Origin of the sequence: Streptomyces sp. NPDC014734 (assembly GCF_043083325.1) — a bacterium.
GTDB lineage: Bacteria > Actinomycetota > Actinomycetes > Streptomycetales > Streptomycetaceae > Streptomyces.
In genome coordinates this window covers 789,679-810,652 of sequence record NZ_JBIBYN010000001.1, presented here as the reverse complement: position 1 = coordinate 810,652, position 20,974 = coordinate 789,679, and the positions used below count along the sequence as shown (strand labels likewise).

Below are 20,974 nucleotides of genomic sequence, written 5' to 3'. Positions count from 1 at the left end.
TCCGCCGGGGACCGGACCGGCGGCACGGGCCCGGACGGACCCGCCCCCGGTTCAGCTGCCGCTGCCGCCCTGCGGAACCTCGCAGGAACCGTCGGGTCCGCACGCCTCGGCGTCCCCGCCGATCGCGGTCAACGGCCGGTCCTTCCAAGCCTGTTCGAGCGCCTGGGCGAAGACCTCGGCGGGCTGGCCGCCGGAGATCCCGTACCGCCGGTCCAGCACGAAGAACGGCACCGCGTTGGCACCGAGTTCGGACGCCTCCCGCTCGTCGGCCCGCACCTCGTCGGCGTAGGCCTCCGGGTCGGCGAGGACGGCGCGCGCCTCGTCCGCGTCGAGTCCGGCCTCGACGGCCAGCTCGATCAGCACCTCGTCGTCGTAGACCGAACGTTCCTCGGCGAAGTTCGCCCGGTACGCGCGGGTCAGCAGCTCGTCCTGACGGCCGCGGGCCGCGGCCAGGTGGAGCAGCCGGTGGATGTCGAAGGTGTTTCCGTGGTCACGGCCCTCGGTGAGGTAGCCCAGCCCCTCGGCCCGCGCGTTCGCCGCGACGTTCGCCTCCATGTCCCGCACCTCTTCGCGGGTGCGCCCGTACTTCCGCGCCAGCATGTCGACCACCTGCACGGTGTCGCCCCTGCGGTGCCCGGGGTCGAGTTCGAAGGACCGGTGCACGACCTCGACCTCGTCGCGGTGGGCGAATCCCGCCAGGCCCTTCTCGAAGCGGGCCTTGCCGATGTAGCACCAGGGGCAGGCGATGTCGCTCCAGATCTCGACGCGCATGTTCTCTTCTTCTCTCCGGGTCCGGGGGCGGGCGACGCGAAGCACTCCTTCGCACGGCATGTCGAACACGGCGGCGGACTCCCCCATTCCCGAACCGCGCCCGGCGCGACCCCGCACGGCCGGGGCCGTGACCGCTCCGGCGCGACCCCGAGCGGCCACGGCCGATGACGGATCGCGGTCGCCGGCCGCGCCGGCCACCACCGGACACCATTCACGACATGCCGTTCACCTGACTATGAAGGAGGTTGGTCATCCCTGCTCACACCGCTTTCCATAGTCAGGTGAACGGCCTATAGTCCTCGACATGACCGATCGCAGGAGATCCATGCAGGAACCCACCCTGCTCATCCTCACCGCCCTTGCCGACGCCCCCCGGCACGGATACGCCCTCTCCCAGGAGATCGTCACGATCTCCCAGGGCCGGGTGAAGCTCCGTACCGGCACCCTGTACGGCTCCCTGGAGCGCCTGCAGGAGGAAGGACTCGTGGAGGTCTTCTCCGAGGAGCGCGTCGAGGGGCGGCTGCGGCGCACGTACTCGCTCACCCCCGACGGCCGCCGGGCCCTCACCGCCGAGGTCCGACGCATCACCGCCACCGCGCGGGAGGCCAACCGCCGTCTCAGGAAGGCCGCCACCACCGATCCGACCGGAGTCCCCGCATGACCGACGCCCAGCCCTCGCCCCGCGCCCTGCCCCTGTACCCGCGCCGCTACCGGGACCTGCACGGGGCCGAGATCCAGGAGATGTACCGGGACGCCGTCGAGGGAGCGGGACGAAGGGCCCGGTACCTGGAGGAACTGGACATCGCCGCGCACGCGATCCGGGTCAGGACCCGCACCAGCGGTCGCCACCGGATCGGCCGCTTCGCCCTCACCGCCGCCCCCTACGCGCTGGCCGGGGCCTCGGCCCTGGCCGCCGCCCACCTCACCCCTGCCGTCGCCGAAACGGTGACGACCGGAAGCACGGCCGCCCTCCGGCACGGCGGAACGGCGGTGTACACGGCCGTGCTGGCGGCCGGCGTCCTTGCGTGTCTGGGGCGTTGGCCGCACGCCAGGGCGCTCGGCGCGATCACCCTGGTGCCGCTGGCGGCCGGTGTGGGGGCGGACGCGTGGCTGATCCCGTTGCTGGCCGTCCTGGTCCTGATGCCGGGCGGTGCCGCCCCGTCCGGACCCGACCGGCGGCTGGCCCCGGTCCTCGCCGTCCTGAGCTGGCTGCCGTCGTTGGGCGCGGCGGTCCTCGGCGTGTCCGACCCCGGACTGGGCATGGTGGGACAACTCGGGCCCGCCGCGATCGTGCTCGCGGTCCGGGCGGCGGCCCACGACGGCCGCGTCCGGCATGCCGTCGCCGTCCTCGTGGGCGCCGCACCATGGATCGTCACACCGACGGCGTCCCCCGCCGGACTCGCCGTCGTGGGCGTCGTGCTGGCCCTGGGCCACGGCTTCGGCCGGGCCGCGCGCCCGCGCCGGGCCGCCGCGTGACCTTCCCGCGCACGACGGACCGCACGGTGCCGGAACGCGCCACGCCCGGCCGTCACGCGTGGGCACGCGGATCCCGGCCGCGGGACGGAGCCCGTACACCGCCCGGCCGGCCCGTCGCGGCACCGTCGGCATGACCCCCTCGGCCCGGCCCCGACCCGACCCGAACGGCTTCGTCCGGAGGGCGCGTACTCGGGCGCAGGAGGAGTCCCGGGGTCAGGCGCGGCGGCCGTCCACCCTGCGGGGCAGGCCCAAGGGGTTGCCCTCGTGGAGCTCCGGCGGGAGGAGCGCCTCGGGGGTCGACTGGTAGGTGAGGGGGCGCAGCCAGCGTTCGACGGCGGTGGTACCGACCGAGGTGGAGGTGGAGGTGGAGGCCGGGTAGGGGCCGCCGTGGTGCTGGGCGGGGGCGACGGCCACTCCGGTCGGCCAGCCGTTGACAAGGACCCGGCCGGCCAGGGGCGCGAGGGCGGACAGGAGGGCGGGGGCGTCGGCGTCGGGGCCGTCGGTGGCGATGTGGAGCGTGGCGGTGAGGTTGCCCGGGAGCCGGGAGAGGACGGCGGTGGCCTCGGTGCCGGAGGCGTAGCGCGCGACCACCGTGACCGGTCCGAAGCACTCCTCCAGGAGCGCGTCGTGCGGGCCTCCGTCGGCGAGGAGGTGCGCCGGGACGGTGAGGAAACCGGCCGCCACGGTGTGGTCGCCGCCCGCGCCGGGAGTGACCGGGGCCCGGACGCCCGGGAGTTCGGCCCGCTCGCGCACCCCGGCGAGGAAGGCGTCGCGCATCCGGTGGTCGAGCAGGGCTCCGGCCTCGGTGTCGCTGACCGCGTCGGTCAGCGACTCCAGGAGCCGGTCGCCGGTCTCCCCGGCCGGTGCCAGGACGAGGCCGGGCTTGGTGCAGAACTGGCCCAGGCCCATCGTCATGGAGCCCGCCAGACCGGCGCCGATCCGCTCGCCGCGCTCGGCGGCCGCCGCCTCAGTGACGACCACGGGGTTCAGGGACCCCAGCTCGCCGTGGAAAGGGATCGGGGCGGGACGGGCGGCGGCGAGGTCGTACAGGGCACGGCCCCCGCGCACCGAGCCGGTGAAACCGGCGGCGGCGACGAGCGGGTGCTTGATCAGTTCGATGCCCGCCTCGAAGCCGTGCACCAGGACCAGCACGTCCTCGGGCAGGCCGACCCGCGCCGCCGCCCGGCGCAGCACGGAGGCGCACAGTTCGGAGGTGGCGGGGTGGTCGGGGTGCGCCTTGACGACGACGGGGCAGCCGGCGGCCAGCGCGCTCGCGGTGTCACCACCGGGAACGGAGAAGGCGAGCGGGAAGTTGCTGGCCGCGTACACGGCGACGACACCGAGCGGGACCTTGTAGCGGCGCAGGTCCGGCCACGGCGGGGTCCGGGTGGGGTCCTCGTGGTCGATGTGGACGTCGAGAAACGCACCCTCGTCGACGACATCGGCGAATGCCCTCAACTGCGCCGCGGTACGGGCGAGTTCGCCGGTGAGCCGGGCCGGGCCGAGTGCGGTCTCGGCGTCGGCGGCCTCGATGACGTGCTCCGCGGAATCGGCAAGCAGCCCGGCGGCACCGCGCAGGAACGCGGCGCGTACGGCCCGGTCGGCAAGCGGGTCGCGCGCCGCGTGGGCGGACCGGACCGCCCGGTCGACCTCCTCCGCGGTGGCCTCGACCGCGACCTGCTCGCGCGGGTTCCCGGTGCGGGGGTCGACGCTCCAGACAGGTGCTGCTGCCACCGTGGTTCCTTCCGCTCCGCCGCCACGCACCGGAATGCGTTCGGTGTTCTGAACACGGTTCCTGATCATGAATATGAAGCGACCCTATTTCCGGGCGTTCGGTGTTGGCAAGGAGCCGCCGGACCCGGAAGGCCCGGTGCCCACGGGCCGCGTCCCGCGCGGGCCCGGGGCCTTGCGGTACGGGGTCTCACGCATGTGCCGGAAGACCTGAGACGAACGCGGGGCGGGCGCCGGCCGCCCCGTCCGACGGGGTGCGGGGGAAGTCCGCCGTACGCCCGGCGGAACTGCTCGCGCTCCCCGCCGGGCGGCCCGGTACGCACGCGCTCGCCGCGGTGCGCGGCGGGAGCGGCGCGGAGGGGGCCCGCCGGGAAGGGCATGGAGGGGCGGAACATGAGGAGTCGATGAGAAGCGGCCGGACGGGGAACGCGGCACGACTCCCCACGCGTCCTTCTTCGGGATGAACAAGACGATCAGGCGAACCTCGGTCTTCTGCCTGCTCCTGGTCCTCGCCCTGCTGATACGGGCGAGCTGGGTGCAGGTCTACGAGGCACGGGCACTCGCGGACGACGACCACAACCGGCGGAAGACCATCGCGCAGTACGCGCAACCGCTCGGCGACATCATCGTGGCCGGGAAACCGGTCACGGGATCGAAGAGGACGGTGGGCAGCGACCTCGCGTACAAGCGCACCTATACGCAGGGCGCGCTCTACTCGGCCGTCACCGGCTACAGCTCCCAGGCGTACGGCGCCACACAGCTCGAAGGCATCTACAGCCATGTGCTCGACGGCACCGACGACCGGCTGAAGAACCCGATGGACGCGGTGACGGGCAAGCAGGCACCCCCGGGCGACGTCCTGACCACGATCGACCCCGACGTGCAGAAGGCCGCCTACGAGGCGCTCGGCGACGACAAGGGCGCGGCGGTCGCGATCGACCCGCGGACCGGGCAGATCCTGGCCATGGTCTCCACGCCGTCCTACGACCCGTCGACGATCAGCGGGACGGCGGACGGCGACGCCTGGAAGAAGCTGCTCGACGACGAGGACAAGCCGACGGTCAATCGGGCACTGCGGCAGCCGCTGGCGCCGGGCTCGACGTTCAAGCTGGTGGTGGCGGCAGCGGCACTGGAGGACGGGTTGTACGGCTCCGTCGACGAGCGCACGGACAGCCCCAATCCCTATCCGCTGCCCGGCAGCAGCAGGAACCTGGAGAACGAGAGCGCCTCGGCGCCCTGTGAGAACGCCACGCTGCGCACCGCCCTCCAGTACTCCTGCAACAACGTCTTCGGGAAGGCCGCCGTCGACCTCGGCCAGGACAAGGTGAGGGCGATGGCGGAGAAGTTCGGCTTCAACGCCGACAAGCTCGACGTACCGGTGCGGGCCTCCGCGAGCGTCTACCCGTCCGGCATGGACGCGGCTCAGACGGCGATGTCGGGCATCGGACAGTTCGAGGTGACCGCGACGCCGCTGCAGATCGCCATGGTGTCGGCAGCCCTGGCCAACGGTGGAGAACTGGCCGCCCCGCACATGGTGTCGAAGGTGACCGACGCCGACGGCGACACCTTGCGGGACTTCGCCGACGGGGACACGAAGCGGGTCGTCTCCGCCTCCACGGCCGAACAGTTGCGCAGCGCGATGGTCACGGTCGTCGAGGAGGGAACCGGCACCAACGCCCGGATCGCCGGTGCCGAGGTGGGCGGCAAGACGGGTACCGCGCAGAACGGCGTGGACAACAGCAGGACCCCGTACGCCTGGTTCACCGCATACGCGAAGGACCGGTCCGGTGGCGGGGAAGTGGCGGTGGCGGTGGTCGTCGAGGACTCCGGCGCCGCCCGTTCGGAGGTCAGCGGCAACGGCCTGGCCGCTCCGATCGCCCAGAAGATGATGCGGGCGGCACTGGCACGCTGACGGGCCGTGCCCGCCCGGTCGGAGCGGGCGGGCACGGCATCGCCCCGGCCCGACGCCCGGCACGACATCTCGGGTCATGTCGGACTGTGTCACGGGTGCGTCAAGACGGTGAAGGTAAGGGAACGGCAAAGCCCCGTCGTTCGTTACCCCGTGCATGACCGCTATGACCCCCGGCTCGAACATCCCTCTCTCCGCCGCCCGCGTGGCGGTGGACGTCTCCGCTCCGGTGCGGCTCGACGTTTCGGGCCTGCTGCTCACCGCCTCGGGCAAGGTGCGCTCCGACGACGACTTCATCTTCTACAACCAGCCCGCCGGTCCCGGCGTGACGTACCGTTCCGGCGGCGGCACGTCACCGGACGCGATCGTGGTGGACACCACCGCGGTGCCGCCCGGCATCGAGAAGATCGTCGTCACGGCGAGCCCGGACGCGGCCGGGCAGACCTTCCGGGGCATCGAGCCCACGGCGACCGTGCGCAACGCCGACGACAACAGCGTGCTCGCCACGTTCACCCCGCCCGGGCTCGCCACCGAGACGGCGCTGGTGGTCATGGAGGTCTACCTCCGCAACGGCGCGTGGAAGGTCCGCGCGATCGGTCAGGGCTACGCGAACGGCCTGGCCGGCATCGCCACGGACTTCGGGGTCTCCGTCGAGGACGAGCCCGCGCCCGCCGCCCCCGTCGCGCCGCCCGCCCCGGCCGTCGCCCCCGCCCCGGCCGCGCCCCCGATGCCCGCCGCGCCCCCCGTGGACCCGCGGATCGCCGCGGCCGCCCCGGCCGCCCCGCCTACCGCGCCCGCGGACACCGGCCGGATCAATCTCGACAAGGGCCGGGTCAATCTCCGGAAGAACCAGACGGTGTCCCTGGTCAAGGGTGGCCGGCCACTGCTCTCGCAGGTCAAGATGGGCCTCGGCTGGGAGCCCGCGTTCCGCGGCAAGGACATCGACCTGGACGCCTCGGTGATCGCCTACGGCCCCAACCGCAATCATCTGGACAGCTGCTACTTCGGCAAGCTCTCCATTCTGAACGGCGCGATCAAGCACTCCGGGGACAACCTCACGGGCGAGGGCGCCGGGGACGACGAGGTGATCGTGGTCGACCTGGGCCGGATCCCGGCGGAGGCGACCGGACTGGTCTTCACGGTCAACTCGTTCACCGGCCAGAAGTTCACCGAGGTGGCCAAGGCCTACTGCCGACTGGTCGACGCCGTCACCGGTGAGGAGCTGGTCCGCTTCGACCTCACCGGCGCGGAGCCGCAGACCGGCGTGATGATGGCCAAGCTGATCAAGCAGTTCTCCGGCGAGTGGGAGATGACGGCCATGGGCGACTTCGTGAAATCGCGTACCGTCCGGGGCATGGTGAAGCCCGCCGCCCAGGCCCTGTAGAGCCGGATTCCGGTGCCGGCCGCGGGCCGGTGCCCCGGGACGGAAACCTTCCCCGGGGGCACCCCGGCAACGGGGTGCCCTGTCCTCGCCCGTTCACCGTCCGCAGCGGTTTCCCGTCCGCGCCCCCGTCCCGTCCGTACCACTGCCCCGTCCGTGCCGGACGGCCCCGGCGGGACGGCGCCCGCCCCACCGCCCGCCGGGGTGTGTTCACATCCGGATCGTCATCGGTGGTTCCACGGCCAGTCGGCGTCCCGGCCCGCCTCCAGCAACGGCACCATGCGGAACGCCGCGTCGGAGAGCCCTCCGAAGGTGTGACGGTTCCCGGTTCCCGACGGCGCGTGCCCGAACCGGTATCCGGCAAGATTCCAGGTGTAGACGGGCACGGTGGACGGCACGGCGGCCGTGGCGTCCGTCGCGTACGACGCCTGCTCGTCGGTCACGATGAGCACCCGGTCGTGCTTCCGGTAGTGCCGTCGCACCGCCTCCGCGGTGTTGGTGCCCCCGAGGTTCCCGAAGCGCTCCAGCACCTTCAGCACGGACTCGCCCCGGCGGAGGTCCACGGGCGCGCTGCCCGTACCGAACTGCACGAGGTCGGCCCGGTCGGCCCGCAGCGCCAGCGCCGTACCGAAGATCGCGGCGGCGTCGGCCCGGTCGAGCTGCGAGCGGTCCGACAGCGGCGACCACATCGACCCCGACCGGTCCACCAGGACCAGCGTCCGCCCCGACAGCGCGGGCACCTGTTCCAGGGAGTGGCCGAGCGCCTTCTCCAACGCGTGGGCCCAGCGCAGCGAGGGCGCGTGCCGATAGGCCGCGAGGTAGCGGAACGGGAACTGCCGGGACGCGGCGACCACGTCCGGGTCGCTGATCCTCGCCGCCACCCGCGCTGCGGCCTCGTCGCTGACGCCCGCCTCGTCGAAGTTGCGCAGATTGCGGACGAGCGCCATGGCCCCCATCGACGGGATCACCGCTTCCCAGGCCGCGGCGTCCATCGGTCCCTGCAACCAGCCCGCCAGGGCCTCCCAGGTCATGCCCGCGGCGGCCAGACGTTCCGGGCCGTCCGCGCCGGTGACCACGGCCCTGCGCTCCTCGACGGGAAGCTCCATCAGCGCGCGGTGCGCCACGAGCGTGCGATTGCCGGCGGGGACCACGGCGGCGTCCGGGTGGTGACGGCGGTCGAGTGCGTACCGGAACAGTTCGCCCTGCCACGGCTTCTCGGGGTCGGGCGAGGCATGCACCAGGTTCAGGATGTCGCCGAAGCGGTATCCCTTGGACGCGGTGTCGTACTTCAGCAGCGACGTGCCGTTGTAGAGGCGGCGCACGGCGTCGGCGATGCCGCGCTTGACGGGCTTGGGCACGGCCCGCCCGTGACGCGAGGTCCAGTATCCGAGGAGTTCGCCGGGCTCGTCGGCGCGCAGCAGGACGGAGTCGACGACCCGCCGGTTGGACGGGCCGTCCTCGGCGCCCGCGTCGAGACGTGCCTTCACGTACTCGGCGGCGCCGACGAGCGAGGCCGTCCGCATCTGCCCCTCGCGGCGCAGCCAGTGGAGCAGGCCCGCGGTCCACTCCGGGTCGCCGACGGCGAGTATCCGTACAAGTTCGGTGAACCGGTTGTCGCGCTCCTCGGCGTCCTCGTAGAAGGTCCGCTGCGAGACGAAGTTGGCGACGGCGAGCAGGAAGAGTTCGGAACGGTTGTCGCGCAGGGTGCCGAGGCCGCCCTGGTGGTTCCGCGCGGTACGCCCGGTCGACTTCACGGGCGAGGTGGCACGGGGCCGGGCGACGCGGGTGTTGAAGCGCGCCATGTGAATTCCCCCGAATTCGTTGGGAGGGGGCACAGCGGAGGAAGGACGCCCGAGATCGGGGTCGGCGACGGGGAATTGTCCGATGCTCTGCCCGATTGAGCTGCCGGCCGGGGCCGGGCGGGATTCGAACCCGCAACCGTCGGATCCGGAAGTACCCGTCGCCTGCGCACCGGGCGTCCTCCCTGCTCCGTGCCTCCCGAGATCAGAGTCGGCGGCGGCGATTTCGTTTCGAGAAGTAGCCGCGGCCTGCGCACCGGGAGGTGCGTGCAGTCCTTGCTGATGCAGTTGTGACGCCCAGAGATCAATGCGGCGGAACCGACGATGGCGCTCTACCGACTGAGCTACACCGGATCGAAATCCGATGGCGGGACTCGAACCCGCGACCTCCCCATTAGAAGTGGAAGTAGGTCCTGCCTGCGCACCTGGGCACGGACAGGACTCTAGGGGCGAACTCCGTGCGGCGCGAAGGAATTACGCCCGCGGCCCCGGGCGCCCGCGACCCCGGGCGCCCGCGACCCCGGATGCCCTCCCGCCGCACGGTCGTTCCGTCTCCCCCTCGCGCCGTCGTTCCGTCGTTGCGTCTCCCGGCCTCAGGCGTCCGCGCGCGACCGGGCCTTGAACGCCGCCTTGCGGGCCTCCTTGGCCTTCTTCTTGTCGCTGTGCAGCCGCCCCATCGCCTCAAGGACGTCCGCCGTCGCCGGGTGCTCCACCCGCCACGCCTCGTCGAAGAAGCCGCTGTGCCGGCCCGCCAGACTCTCGACAAGCCCCTGGAGTTCGTCGAGGTCGCCCTCGGCCTCCAGTTGGGCGGCGATGGTGTCGACGGCGAGCCAGAAGATCATCGCCTCCGGCGGCGCGGGTACGTCCGCCGCGCCGAGCTCCACGAGCCAGACCCGCGCGAGTCCGCCGAGTTCGGAATCGTCAAGCACCGCGCGTACCGCGGGCTCCGCCTCGGCACCGACCAGCGCGAGCGCCTGCTGGCAGTGGAGCCGGCGCAGTGGTGCCTGCGGGTCCGTGCCCCGTGCCGCGGCGAGGAGTTCGGCCGCGGCGCCCTCCGTACCACGGTGCGCCAGCCACTGTTGGGCCTCGTCGCGGGCCGCCGCCTCGGAGTAGTGGGCGATGCCGCCGAGGAGCGCGTCGGCGCCCTTGTCCGCGAGATCGCCGATCGCCGGCGCGTCCACCCCGGCGTCCAGCATCCGGGCCCGGATGCCGTACAGACCGAGGGGGGTCAGCCTCACCATCCCGTACCGGGTGACGTCCTCGTCGTCGTCCACCGCGCCGGTGTCCTCGCCCTCCTCGACCAGCAACGTCTCGTCCACCGGCTGGTACTCGACGATTCCGATGGGTTCGAGGACCCGGAACTGGTCGTCGAGGCGCATCATCGCCTCGGACACCTGCTCCAGAATGTCGTCGGTGGGTTCGCCCATGTCGTCCGGCACGATCACCGACGCGGCGAGCGCGGGCAGCGGCACGGGAGACGTCTCGATGTCGCCGTCGCCGACGGTGAGCAGGTACAGGTTGCCGAGAACCCCGTCGAGGAATTCGGCCTCGGCCTCCGGGTCCCAGTCCAGGGCGTCGAAGTCGACCGAGCCGTCCTCGGCGAGGATGTCGGCGAAGTCGTCGAGGACGGGCGCGGTGGCGTCGGCGTGGACGGCCTCGAAGCCGTCGAGCCAGATCGAGAGGACGTCCTGCGGCGAGCCCCCGGTGATCAGTGCGAGGTTCTCCCCGGCCGCCGCGGTTCCCTCCGCGTCCGGCCCGGCGTCCTCGTCCGGGTCCTCGACGTCGACGAGCCCCGTGTCGACGGCGAGCCGCCACGCCTCGCTCGCCTCCGCCGCGCCGTCCTCGTCCGGCGTGAGGCCGAGGTACTCGGCCGCGGCGGGCAACTGCGCCTCCACCAGCTCGCCGCCCGCGCCGACCCTGGTCTCCGGACCGGCCCAGCGAGCGAGCCGGACGGCACGGGCGAGCAGCGGCGCGACAAGCGCGTCCCGTGCCAGCTCGGCCTCGGTGTGCAGCCGTACGGGCGGCAGGGTGGGGCGCTCTGCGGACATCTGGTGATTCTCCTCGGGCGTACGGTGCGTACCGGTCGGGCGGCCCAAGCGTAGACCCATTTGGTCCGGTGCCGCCCGGTTCATGCGAACGGTCGAGGGAGCACCCCCGGAAGACCTTGACAACTACCCGGCCCACACAAGAGATTGACGCGCGTAGACGTCCCTCCGTCCCCCGTACCGTCCCCCGTCCCACGCCGGTCCACCGAACCGTGGATCCTTCGCCCCTTCGCCCCTTCACCCCTTCGCCCCGCGCGGGATCGTGGCGCGCGGCGCCCCGCCCGCACCGACCCCCGACATCTCCGGAGTCCCCGATGCCCACCGCATCACCCAGCACGACCGCCGTCCGCGCCGTCGTCGCCGCCGCGCTCGCGGCAGGCCTGCTCGCCGGCGCCGCCGGCCCCTCCGCGTCCGCCACCGCGGCGCCGTCCGCCGACGGCCCGGTCAGGATCCACGACATCCAGGGAGCCACCCGGGTGTCGCCACTCGTCGGCCGCCAGGTCAGCGGTGTCACCGGCATCGTCACCGGGGTGCGGACGTACGGTTCGAAGGGCTTCTGGTTCCAGGACCCGCACCCGGACGCCGACCCCGCCACCAGCGAGGGCATCTTCGTCTTCACCTCGTCCGCGCCGACCGTCGCCGTCGGCGACGCGGTCACGGTCTCCGGCACAGTCGCCGAGTACGTGCCGGGCGGAGACTCCTCGGGCAACCAGTCGCTCACCCAGATCGGCAAGCCCACCGTCGAGGTGGTGTCGTCCGGCAACGCGCTGCCCGCACCGGTGACGATCTCCGAGCGCTCGGTCCCCTCCCGGTACGCACCGGCGGGCGACCCCGCCGCGGGCGGCTCCGTCGACGCGCTCCGTCTCGCCCCCTCCCGCTACGCCCTCGACTTCTTCGAGTCCCTGGAGGGCATGAACGTCCGGATCGGCTCCTCGCGGGTGGTCGGTGCCACCGACCCGTACGCGGAGCTGTGGGTCACGGTGAAGCCGCACGAGAACGCCGCCCGGCGCGGCGGCACGGTCTACGGCTCGTACACCTCGCAGAACACCGGGCGGCTCCAGGTCCAGTCGCTGGTGCCGCTCGCCGAGCGGCCCTTCCCGACCGCCGACGTCGGCGACACGCTGTCCGGCACGACCGAGGGCCCGCTCGACTTCAACCAGTACGGCGGCTACACGCTGGCCGCCCGCACCCTCGGCGAGGTCACCGGCAAGGGCCTGCGCAGGGAGAAGACCCGCAAGCAGCGCGGCGGCGAACTGGCGGTGGCGACGTACAACGTCGAGAACCTCGACCCGACCGACCCCCAGGAGAAGTTCGACGCGCTCGCCGCCGCGGTGGTCGACAACCTCGCCTCGCCGGACATCGTCGCGCTGGAGGAGATCCAGGACGACAACGGCGCGACGGACGACGGCACGGTCACCGCCGGCCGCACCGTCGAGAAGTTCGTCGACGCGATCGTGGCGGCGGGCGGCCCGGCGTACCACTGGCGTTCCGTCGACCCGCAGGACAAGAAGGACGGCGGCGAGCCCGGCGGCAACATCCGCCAGGTGTTCCTCTTCAACCCGGAGCGGGTCTCGTTCACCGACCGGGCGGGCGGCGACGCCACGACGGCGACCGGTGTCGTCCGCGAGCGGGGCCGGGCCGCGCTGACCCACTCCCCCGGCCGGATCGACCCCTCGAACGCGGCGTGGGAGAACAGCCGCAAGCCGCTCGTGGGCGAGTTCGTCTTCCGCGGCCGCACGGTCTTCGTCGTCGCCAACCACTTCGCGTCCAAGGGCGGCGACGAGTCCATCGTCTCGCGGCACCAGCCGCCCACGCGTTCGTCGGAGGTCCAGCGGCACGCGCAGGCCTCGGTCGTCAACGCCTTCGTCAAGAAGCTGCTGACGGTGCAGAAGAACGCGGACGTCCTGGTCGTCGGCGACATCAACGACTTCGAGTTCTCCGGGACGACCGGGGCGCTCACGGCGGGCGGCGTGCTGTATCCGGCGATCGAGTCCCTGCCGCGTTCGGAGCGCTACTCGTACGTCTACCAGGGCAACAGCCAGGTGCTCGACCAGATTCTGACCAGCCCGTCGATCCGCCGGTTCGCCTACGACAGCGTGCACATCAACGCCGAGTTCGCCACGCAGAACAGCGACCACGACCCGCAGGTGATCCGCTTCCGGCCGTAGGCCGTGTCCTCGCACCGCCGTCTGCCGCGCGACGCCCGGCACGACGGCCACCGCGGGCCGTACGGCCCGCGGTGACGCCGCGCGCCCGCCCTCGGCCGCATGCCGAGCGCGGGCGCGCGCAGCGGTTCGTGCCGCCGTCCGGCGTCCCCGGGCAGGACCTCACACGCTCCCGCCGCGGTGTCCGCGTCGCGCTCGTCCCGGCCGTCGCGGAAGGGGTCCTTGTACGCCCGCTCCTCACTCCACTGGGTGCAGTGGAGTGAGTCCTTCCGTCCTCACCGGCATGGACGGTGCACGAGCGCGGGCCCCGGTGCGGCCGGTACCTGCTGTCCCACGCCTCCCGGATGGTTTCGGCGGTGCGCCACCGCCGCTCGGGAGTGCCGACGCCCCAGTACCCCCCAGGGCCGGACCGACATCGTCGCGGGCAGGATCGGGACGGGATGTGCATCGCGCGCTCATGACGGAGGCTCGCTCATGAGGGAACCTCGCTCATGACGGAACTTCCTGACCGGCGCGCCCGTGCGGTGCGCCGCCGACGGTCAGCCTGCTGGGCCAGGTGCGCCTGAGGCCGACGGCGTCTCCACCGCCGGGGCCGAGCGGCGCGCCGACGGACGACGATCGGAGTACCCCATGAATCCGCGCCTCAGGGCGATCACCCGCGAGGAACACCTGGCGTTCGTCGCGAGCCGCCCCGCCGCGAGCCATATGCAGGTTCCGTCGTGGGGCGACGTGAAACCGGACTGGCGCGCGGAGAGCGTCGGCTGGTTCGACCACGAGAATGACGGCAGGGAACAACTCGTCGGCGCGGCGCTCGTGCTCCACCGGCCGATCCCCCGGACGAGACGCACGCTGGCCTATCTGCCCGAGGGCCCCGTCATCGACTGGGACGACCCGGATCTGGGCCGCTGGCTGGGGCCGATGCTGGCGCATCTGAAGGCACGGGGGGCGTTCTCGGTGCGCATGGGGCCGCCCGTGGTGGCCCGGCGGTGGGACGCCCGGACCGTCAAGGAGGCCATCGCCGACCCGGCGTACCGGCGGCTGCGCGAGGTGCCACCGGACGCGGAGGAGCCGAAGGCGGCCGCGCTCGTCGAGCGGCTGCGCCGCCTGGGCTGGCAGCAGGGCGCGGAGGCGGGCGAGGACGGTTTCGGCGCCGGGCAGCCCCGGTACGTCTTCCAGGTGCCCTTCGCCGGCCGGACGCTGGAGCGGATCCGGGGTGATCTGAACCAGCAGTGGCGGCGCAACATCAAGAAGGCGGAGAAGGCCGGGGTGAAGGTCGTCGAGGGCGACTACGAGGACCTCTCCGTGTTCTACGAGTTGTACCGCGAGACCGCCGGGCGCGACCGTTTCATTCCCCGTCCGCTCGTCTACTTCCAGCGCATGTGGACCGCCCTGCGGGCCGAGGACCCGGCGCGGATGCGCCTCTACCTCGCCCACCACGACGGCGAGACGCTCGCCGCCGCGACGATGCTGACCGTGGGGAACCACGTCTGGTACTCCTACGGTGCCTCGACCGGCCGCAAGCGGGAGGTCCAGCCCGGCAACGCGATCCAGTGGCGCATGATGAGCGACGCCCACGGGCGGGGCGCGGCCGTCTACGACCTGCGCGGCATCACCGACACGCTGGACGAGGGCAACCACCTGCTGGGCCTGCTGCGTTTCAAGGCCGGCACCGGTGGCCGGGCCGCCGAGTACGTCGGCGAATGGGACTACCCGATCAACAAGCTGCTCCATCGGGCGTTCACGCTGTACATGGCCCGTCGCTGACCCCCTGCCGAGCCCGTCCGCCGAACCCGGGGCCGAGCCCGTCCGCCGAACCCGTCGCGGCCCGGAACTCCCGCCTCGACAGTTGAGCGTTTCTTACGCCTCACCCGAAGAAGAACTAAGTGGACCTTCACTGTCCACCGGCCGACACTTCAGGGATGACAGCACTCGTAGCTCCCTTCGGCCGCGCGCTCTGCGCCATGATCACGCCGTTCACCGCCTCCGGCGCGCTGGACCCGGACGCCGCGGCGGAGCATGCCGCCTCCCTGGTCGCCGACGGCTGCGACGGCCTGGTCCTCAACGGCACCACGGGCGAGTCCCCGACCACCAGCGACGCCGAGAAGACCGCGCTGCTGCGGGCCGTCCGCCAGGCGGTCGGCGGCGGCGTGCCGATCGTCGCCGGGGTCGGCAGCCCCGACACCCGGCACACGATCACCCTCGCACGGCAGGCCGAACAGGCGGGTGCGGACGGCCTGTTGGTCGTGACGCCGTACTACAGCAGACCGCCGCAGGCCGCAGTCGAGGCGCACTTCCTGCGGGTCGCCGACGCGACCGGCCTGCCGGTGATGCTGTACGACATTCCGGGCCGCACCGGCACCCGCGTCGAGCCGGAGACCCTGCTGCGGCTCGCGGAGCATCCCCGCATCGTGGCCGTCAAGGACTGCGCGTACGACATGCTCGGCTCGACGAAGGTGATCGGGGCGACCTCACTGGCGTACTACTCGGGCTGCGAGGAGTTGAACCTTCCGCTGTACGCGGTGGGCGCGGCGGGTTACGTCAGTACGGTCGCCAACGCGGCCCCCCGGGAGCTGCGGGCGGTCCTGGACGCCTTCGACGCCGGGGACACCGCCGGGGCCGCGCGGCTCCATCGGCTGACGCTCCCGCTCACCGAGCTGATGATGGCGGCCGGACTGCCCGGCGCGGTCACGGCGAAGGCACTGCTGGGCGCAGGACCGGTCCGCGAACCGCTGCAGCCCGCCGATCGCGGGGCGACCGACGGGCTGCGCGCGGCACACCGGGAACTGCGGGAGGCGTACGGGGAACCGCTCCTCGCCGCCAATCCCTGAGGGCCGCACCGCGCCCCCGGGCGGGCGCACCGGGGTCCGCGGGCGCACGCCCCTCAGTCAGTTGTGGCTGTGCAGGACGTCGTTGAGGCCGTCCCAGACCGCGTTGTTCGGGCGGGCCTCCACGGCGCCGGTGACCGAGTTGCGGCGGAAGAGGATGTGCGAGGCGCCGGAGAGCTCGCGGGCCTTGAAGATCTGTCCGTCCGGCAGCGTGATCCGGGTGCCGGCCGTAACGTAGAGCCCGGCCTCCACCACGCATTCGTCGCCGAGGGCGATGCCGACGCCGGCCTCGGCTCCGATCAGGCACCGTTCACCGATGACGATGCGTTCCTTGCCGCCGCCGGAGAGGGTGCCCATGGTGGAGGCGCCGCCGCCGATGTCGGAGCCGTCACCGACCACGACACCGGCCGAGATCCGGCCCTCGACCATGGACGTGCCGAGGGTGCCCGCGTTGAAGTTGACGAAGCCCTCGTGCATGACGGTGGTGCCGGGAGCCAGGTGCGCGCCGAGCCTGACCCGGTCGGCGTCGGCGATCCGGACGCCCTTCGGGGCCACGTAGTCGGTCATCCGGGGGAACTTGTCGACCGAGGTGACCTGGAGGTGCAGACCGTCGGCGCGGGCGTTCAGCCGGACCTTCTCCAGGTCGTCCACGGCGACCGGCCCGAGCGAGGTCCAGGCGACGTTGGAGAGGAGGCCGAAGAGACCGTCCAGGCTCTGGCCGTGCGGCCGGACCAGGCGGTGCGAGAGCAGGTGCAGCCGCAGGTACGCGTCGTGGGCGTCGAGCGGCTTGTCGTCGAGCGAGGCGATGACCGTACGGACGGCGACGACCTCGACACCCCGGCGGGCGTCCACGCCGACGGCCTTGGCGGCGCCCTCGCCCAGGAGGTCGACGGCCCGGTCGGGGGTGAGCCGTTCGGTTCCGGCCGGGCCCGGCTCGGTGGTGAGCTCGGGGGCGGGGAACCAGGTGTCGAGAACGGAACCGTCACCGGCGACGGTGGCGAGGCCGGCGGCGACGGCGCCGGTGGTGCGGGGTGAAGTCGTGTCGGTCATGAACGAAACCTAACCGGCCGCACACGATCGGAGCCAACCGGTCTCGCCGGGTGGTCGTGGCCCGTCCAGGAAGCCGCGCCCGTCTCGTCGGCCGGGCGGCCTCCGGGTCCGGGACCACGGAACCCCAAGCGAGTCTCCCTTGGGAACCCACTATGGCATCATGTGTTCACCGCGGGGCGGTCCGGCAGGAAGCCGGTCCGCGCGGACCGACGGAGGACTTCATGCCCCAGCGCACCAGCCTGGCCGACGCCGACTGCGCGATCGCCCAGGCCCTCGATGTCGTCGGCGACTGGTGGACCCTGCTGATCGTGCGGGACACGGCGCGCGGGGTGCACCGGTTCGACGCCCTCCAGGCGGAGCTCGGCGTGTCCCGGAAGGTGCTGACCGAGCGGTTGCGCCTCCTTGTCGACGCGGGCGTGCTGTCCCGGGAGCCGTACCAGGACCGGCCGCCCCGGTACGAGTACCGGCTGACCCGGCGGGGGCGCGCACTGCTGCCCGTACTGATCGCGCTCCAGGACTGGGGCGACACCTGGGTGATGGGGGAAGGGGAACTGATGGCGACGACCGAGGAGACCTCGGCGGAGGCGGCCCGGGTGCATGCCCTGGTGGGCACCCGCCTGCCGGACCTGCGGCTGGTGGACCACGAGGGCGCTTCGCGCGACCCGGTCGCCGACACCCCGTTCACGGTCCTGTACTGCTTCCCCGGCGCCTACGCCCGCAAGGACGCCTATCCGCCGGGCTGGTCCGACATTCCGGGTGCGCGTGGCTGCACCCTGGAATCCTGCACGTACCGCGACCAGTTGGCCGAGTTCACTGCGGCGGGCGCGACCGTGCACGGGGTGTCCACCCAACGCCCGGACGAACAAAGGGCGTTCGCCGCGGCGGAGCGGCTGCGCTTCCCGCTGCTGTCCGACGCGGAGCTGGAGCTGGCGGCGGCCCTGCGGCTGCCGACCTTCCGAGCGGCTGGGACCAGCCGACTGAAACGGCTGACCCTGGTGGTGGACCGGAACCGGACGATCCGCGAGGCGCTGTACCCGATCACGGACATCGGGGCGAGCGTGCGGGTGGCGCTGACCGCCGTTCGAGGAGCGGGCCCTGCCGACGCGTGAACGGGCCGGACCGGTCCGGCACCCAGGAGCCGGGCCGGTCGACGGCGGCGTCACGGAACATTCGCAACGGCCCGCGCCGGCCCGCGCTCATCCCAGGACGCGCCCGAGCATCTCCCGGGCGTACGCCTCGTCGTACGCCCCACCGGTGAGCAGCACCTGGAGACAGATTCCGTCCATGAGCGCGATCAGCGCACGGGCCGTGGCCGGATCCGTACGCCCGGACAGCAGTTCGGCCGTGCCGTCGGTCCACTCGGCGGCGACGGGCCGCAGCGCGGGTCTGCGCAGCGCCGCGAGATACAGCTCGTACTCCAGCTCCGCCCGCCCGCGCCCGGCCGAGAAGTACTCCCCCAGCAGCCGGGCCAGTTCCTCGGCGAGATCGGCGGACGGGTCGGCGAGCGCCCCGCTCTCCCGCATGACCTCGGCGAAGTTCTCGTTCGACCGGCGCAGTGCCGCGATCAGCAGCTCGTCGAGCGAGGCGAAGTGGTAGGTCGTCGACCCCAGCGGCACATCGGCCTCGGCCGCCACCGAGCGATGACTGAGCCCGGCGATGCCCTTGGTGCCGACCACCCGGATGGCGGCGTCGATGATGCGGTCGCGCCGCTCGGGATCGTAACGGCGTGCCATCAGTGGGCCCCGCCCAGGTTCAGCACCACCACTCCCGCGATGACCAGTGCTATGCCCGCCAGCTTGACCGGACCGCCGGACTCCCCCATGAAGAGGATGCCGATCGCGGCGACCGCGGCGGTGCCGATGCCGGCCCAGATCGCGTACGCGGTCCCGACCGAGAGCGTCTTCAGCGTCTGGGCGAGCAGCGAGAAGGCGGCGAGATAGCCCACGACGGTGATCACCGACGGCCAGAGCCGGGTGAATCCCTCGCTGTACTTCATGGCCGTGGTGCCGGCCACCTCCGCCGCGATCGCCGCTGCCAGCAGTCCATATCCCATGTGTACAAGTGTACGCATCCCCGCTCGTGCACCCGTACGGCGCTTTCCCGCCACCACCGGACGCTACGGTGTTCCGACCGGCACGCGACCGGCACGGCAACCGACAGCACACGACGGAGCAGCAGTGACGCAGGACACAGGGTGGGGTGGCGGGGGGGGGGGGGGGGGGGGGGGGGGGGGGGGGCCCCCCCCGCCGGGGGGGGGGGGGGGGGGGGGGGGGGCCCTAATCCCCCCCCCCGGCCCCCCCCCCCCCCCCGCCCGCTTCCGCCCGCCCGCCGCCGAGGCGACTCAGCCGGATGTCATGAATGCGCCCAGGATGGCGGCCAGATGGCCGGGGTCCGCCGCTCCGCACAGTTCACGCGCCGAGTGCATGGACAGTCCGGGCACCCCCACGTCGACCGTCGTGACGCCGAGCCGGGCCGCGGTGAGCGGGCCGATGGACGTGCCGCACGGCATCGCGTTGTTGGAGACGAACTGCTGCCACGGAGCCCCCGCCCGCTCGCACGCCGCCGCGAACACCGCCATGCCGGTGCTGTCCGTGGCGTACCGCTGATTGACGTTGACCTTCAGCGTGGGCCCGTCGTTGGGCAGCGGGTGATGGCCCGGATCGTGCCGTTCCACGTAATTGGGGTGGACGGCGTGCGCCATGTCGGACGACACGCAGAAGGCACCGGACAGGGCCCGGGCCCAGTCCTCCGAACCGCCCCCGCGCGCGGCGACCGATCGGCCCAGGACCCGCTCCAGCAGGGGGCTCTGCGCGCCTGTCTCCGAACCGCTGCCGACCTCCTCGTGGTCGAACGCCGCCAGGACGGGGACGTACGCCGGTTCCTCGTCCCCGGTCGCCGCGGCCACCAGCGCCGTGACGCCCGCGTGCACCGACACCAGGTTGTCCAGCCGGGCGGAGACCACGAACTCCCGGTCGGCCCCCAGGTATCCGGGCGGCTGGATGTCGTGGAGCATCAGGTCCCAGCCGAGAACCTCGCCCGGGTCCACCTCGGCGGTCTCGACGACCCGCCGCAGCAGTGCGCCCTGCTCGGGCGCCCCGAGCGCCCACAGCGGGGCGACGTGACGCTGCCGGTCGAGGGCCAGCCCCTCATTGACCGTGCGGTCCAGATGGATGGCCAACTGGGGGACCCGCAGGAGCGGTTCGTCGATCTGGACGAGCCGCGACTCCACCCTGCCGCCGGGGGCACGCAGCGCGAGCCGGCCGGAGATGCCGAGATCGCGGTCGAGCCAGGTGTTCAGCGGGACGCCGCCGTACACCTCCACGGCGACCTGCCGCCAGCCCGCCGCCCCGGTGTCGGGGGTCGGTTTGACCCGCAGGTTCGGTGAGTCGGTGTGCGTGCCGACGATCCGGAACGGGGTGTGCGCCGGGGCGCCCTCGGGGACGTACCAGGCGATCAGGGCACCGCCGCGGGTGACGAAACTGCCGCCGGTCGTGCCCGTCCAGTCGTCCGTGACACACAGTTCGCGGAAGCCGGCCTTCTCCAGGCGCTGGGCGGCACTCGTGACCGCGTGGTACGGGGAAGGGCTGGCTTGGATGAAGGACAGCAGGTCGTCGGCGTGGCTGCGGTGGGGAAGCGGCGTCATTCGGCGTCCGCCTTTCCGGTGTTCGACGGTGTGGTGAGAGTGTTCGGGCCCGCGCCCGGCCGCTGCGCGGACCGGGCGTGGTGTCCGGGGTGTGGGGGTGACGGTTGAACTCTGGACTGTCCGGGCCGTACTACTGGTTCCCCGGGGCTCTTCCCGGTCCCGGGTCTCCTCGGCACGGT

16 protein-coding genes are annotated in these 20,974 nt (G+C 72.7%); 8 read left to right on the top strand and 8 right to left on the bottom strand.

Annotation, left to right across the window (positions count from 1 at the left end; translation table 11 throughout):
• Positions 1–51 precede the first annotated feature (51 nt).
• The gene (locus ACF1CT_RS03490) at positions 52–771 is read right to left on the bottom strand and encodes a DsbA family oxidoreductase (protein WP_391782060.1); all 720 of its coding nucleotides are present in this window, start codon (positions 769–771) and stop codon (positions 52–54) included.
• 304 nt (positions 772–1,075) lie between these two features.
• Between ACF1CT_RS03490 and ACF1CT_RS03485 the strand changes: the two genes are divergently transcribed.
• Together ACF1CT_RS03485 and ACF1CT_RS03480 are read left to right on the top strand one after the other, a co-directional pair.
• Positions 1,076–1,432 carry a PadR family transcriptional regulator gene (locus ACF1CT_RS03485; protein ID WP_391782059.1) on the top strand — a complete coding sequence of 119 codons (357 nt, stop codon included), beginning with the start codon at positions 1,076–1,078 and terminating at the stop codon, positions 1,430–1,432.
• Entirely contained in the window at positions 1,429–2,247 is an 819-nt protein-coding gene (locus tag ACF1CT_RS03480) for a hypothetical protein (RefSeq protein ID WP_391782058.1), read from the top strand. Before ACF1CT_RS03485 ends, ACF1CT_RS03480 begins: the two co-directional genes overlap by 4 nt.
• Before the next feature lie 213 nt (positions 2,248–2,460).
• Here the strand turns inward: ACF1CT_RS03480 and ACF1CT_RS03475 are convergent, their stop codons facing one another.
• Positions 2,461–3,981, bottom strand: a complete 1,521-nt coding sequence (locus tag ACF1CT_RS03475; RefSeq protein ID WP_391782057.1) for an aldehyde dehydrogenase (NADP(+)) — start codon at positions 3,979–3,981, stop codon at positions 2,461–2,463.
• A gap of 457 nt (positions 3,982–4,438) precedes the next feature.
• Here ACF1CT_RS03475 and ACF1CT_RS03470 point away from each other — a divergent pair, with 457 nt between their 5' ends.
• Positions 4,439–5,890: a peptidoglycan D,D-transpeptidase FtsI family protein gene (locus ACF1CT_RS03470; protein ID WP_391782056.1), complete on the top strand. Its 1,452-nt coding sequence runs from the start codon at positions 4,439–4,441 to the stop codon at positions 5,888–5,890.
• Between the two features lie 154 nt (positions 5,891–6,044).
• Positions 6,045–7,271 (top strand): TerD family protein, encoded by a 1,227-nt coding sequence (locus ACF1CT_RS03465; RefSeq protein WP_391782055.1) that lies wholly within the window; start codon positions 6,045–6,047, stop codon positions 7,269–7,271.
• Positions 7,272–7,492: 221 nt separating this feature from the next.
• Here the strand turns inward: ACF1CT_RS03465 and ACF1CT_RS03460 are convergent, their stop codons facing one another.
• Positions 7,493–9,070 carry a TROVE domain-containing protein gene (locus ACF1CT_RS03460; RefSeq protein WP_391782054.1) on the bottom strand — a complete coding sequence of 526 codons (1,578 nt, stop codon included), beginning with the start codon at positions 9,068–9,070 and terminating at the stop codon, positions 7,493–7,495.
• A gap of 590 nt (positions 9,071–9,660) precedes the next feature.
• Positions 9,661–11,115 (bottom strand): hypothetical protein, encoded by a 1,455-nt coding sequence (locus tag ACF1CT_RS03455; RefSeq protein WP_391782053.1) that lies wholly within the window; start codon positions 11,113–11,115, stop codon positions 9,661–9,663.
• Between the two features lie 311 nt (positions 11,116–11,426).
• Here ACF1CT_RS03455 and ACF1CT_RS03450 point away from each other — a divergent pair, with 311 nt between their 5' ends.
• The 3 genes from ACF1CT_RS03450 to dapA all read left to right on the top strand — a co-directional run bounded on the left by ACF1CT_RS03450 (position 11,427) and on the right by dapA (position 16,105).
• Positions 11,427–13,280 (top strand): endonuclease/exonuclease/phosphatase family protein, encoded by a 1,854-nt coding sequence (locus ACF1CT_RS03450; protein ID WP_391782052.1) that lies wholly within the window; start codon positions 11,427–11,429, stop codon positions 13,278–13,280.
• A gap of 627 nt (positions 13,281–13,907) precedes the next feature.
• Complete coding sequence (locus ACF1CT_RS03445) at positions 13,908–15,041, top strand: lipid II:glycine glycyltransferase FemX (protein ID WP_391782051.1); 1,134 nt, start codon at positions 13,908–13,910, stop codon at positions 15,039–15,041.
• Between the two features lie 155 nt (positions 15,042–15,196).
• Complete coding sequence (gene dapA, locus ACF1CT_RS03440) at positions 15,197–16,105, top strand: 4-hydroxy-tetrahydrodipicolinate synthase (protein ID WP_391782050.1); 909 nt, start codon at positions 15,197–15,199, stop codon at positions 16,103–16,105.
• 57 nt (positions 16,106–16,162) lie between these two features.
• Here dapA and dapD read toward each other — a convergent pair whose 3' ends face one another.
• The gene (dapD, locus tag ACF1CT_RS03435) at positions 16,163–17,152 is read right to left on the bottom strand and encodes a 2,3,4,5-tetrahydropyridine-2,6-dicarboxylate N-succinyltransferase (protein WP_391782049.1); all 990 of its coding nucleotides are present in this window, start codon (positions 17,150–17,152) and stop codon (positions 16,163–16,165) included.
• 221 nt (positions 17,153–17,373) lie between these two features.
• On the opposite strand from dapD, the gene ACF1CT_RS03430 reads away from it, so the two are divergent.
• A complete protein-coding gene (locus ACF1CT_RS03430; protein WP_391782048.1) occupies positions 17,374–18,261 on the top strand; it encodes a winged helix-turn-helix transcriptional regulator in 888 nt (295 codons plus the stop codon).
• 87 nt (positions 18,262–18,348) lie between these two features.
• On the opposite strand, the gene ACF1CT_RS03425 is transcribed toward ACF1CT_RS03430, so the two are convergent.
• From ACF1CT_RS03425 to ACF1CT_RS03415, 3 genes are all read right to left on the bottom strand, one after another.
• A complete protein-coding gene (locus tag ACF1CT_RS03425) occupies positions 18,349–18,885 on the bottom strand; it encodes a TetR/AcrR family transcriptional regulator (protein WP_391782047.1) in 537 nt (178 codons plus the stop codon).
• A complete protein-coding gene (locus tag ACF1CT_RS03420) occupies positions 18,885–19,205 on the bottom strand; it encodes a DMT family transporter (protein WP_391782046.1) in 321 nt (106 codons plus the stop codon). Before ACF1CT_RS03420 ends, ACF1CT_RS03425 begins: the two co-directional genes overlap by 1 nt.
• Positions 19,206–19,493: 288 nt before the next feature.
• Positions 19,494–20,795: a M18 family aminopeptidase gene (locus tag ACF1CT_RS03415; RefSeq protein ID WP_391782045.1), complete on the bottom strand. Its 1,302-nt coding sequence runs from the start codon at positions 20,793–20,795 to the stop codon at positions 19,494–19,496.
• Positions 20,796–20,974 lie beyond the last annotated feature (179 nt).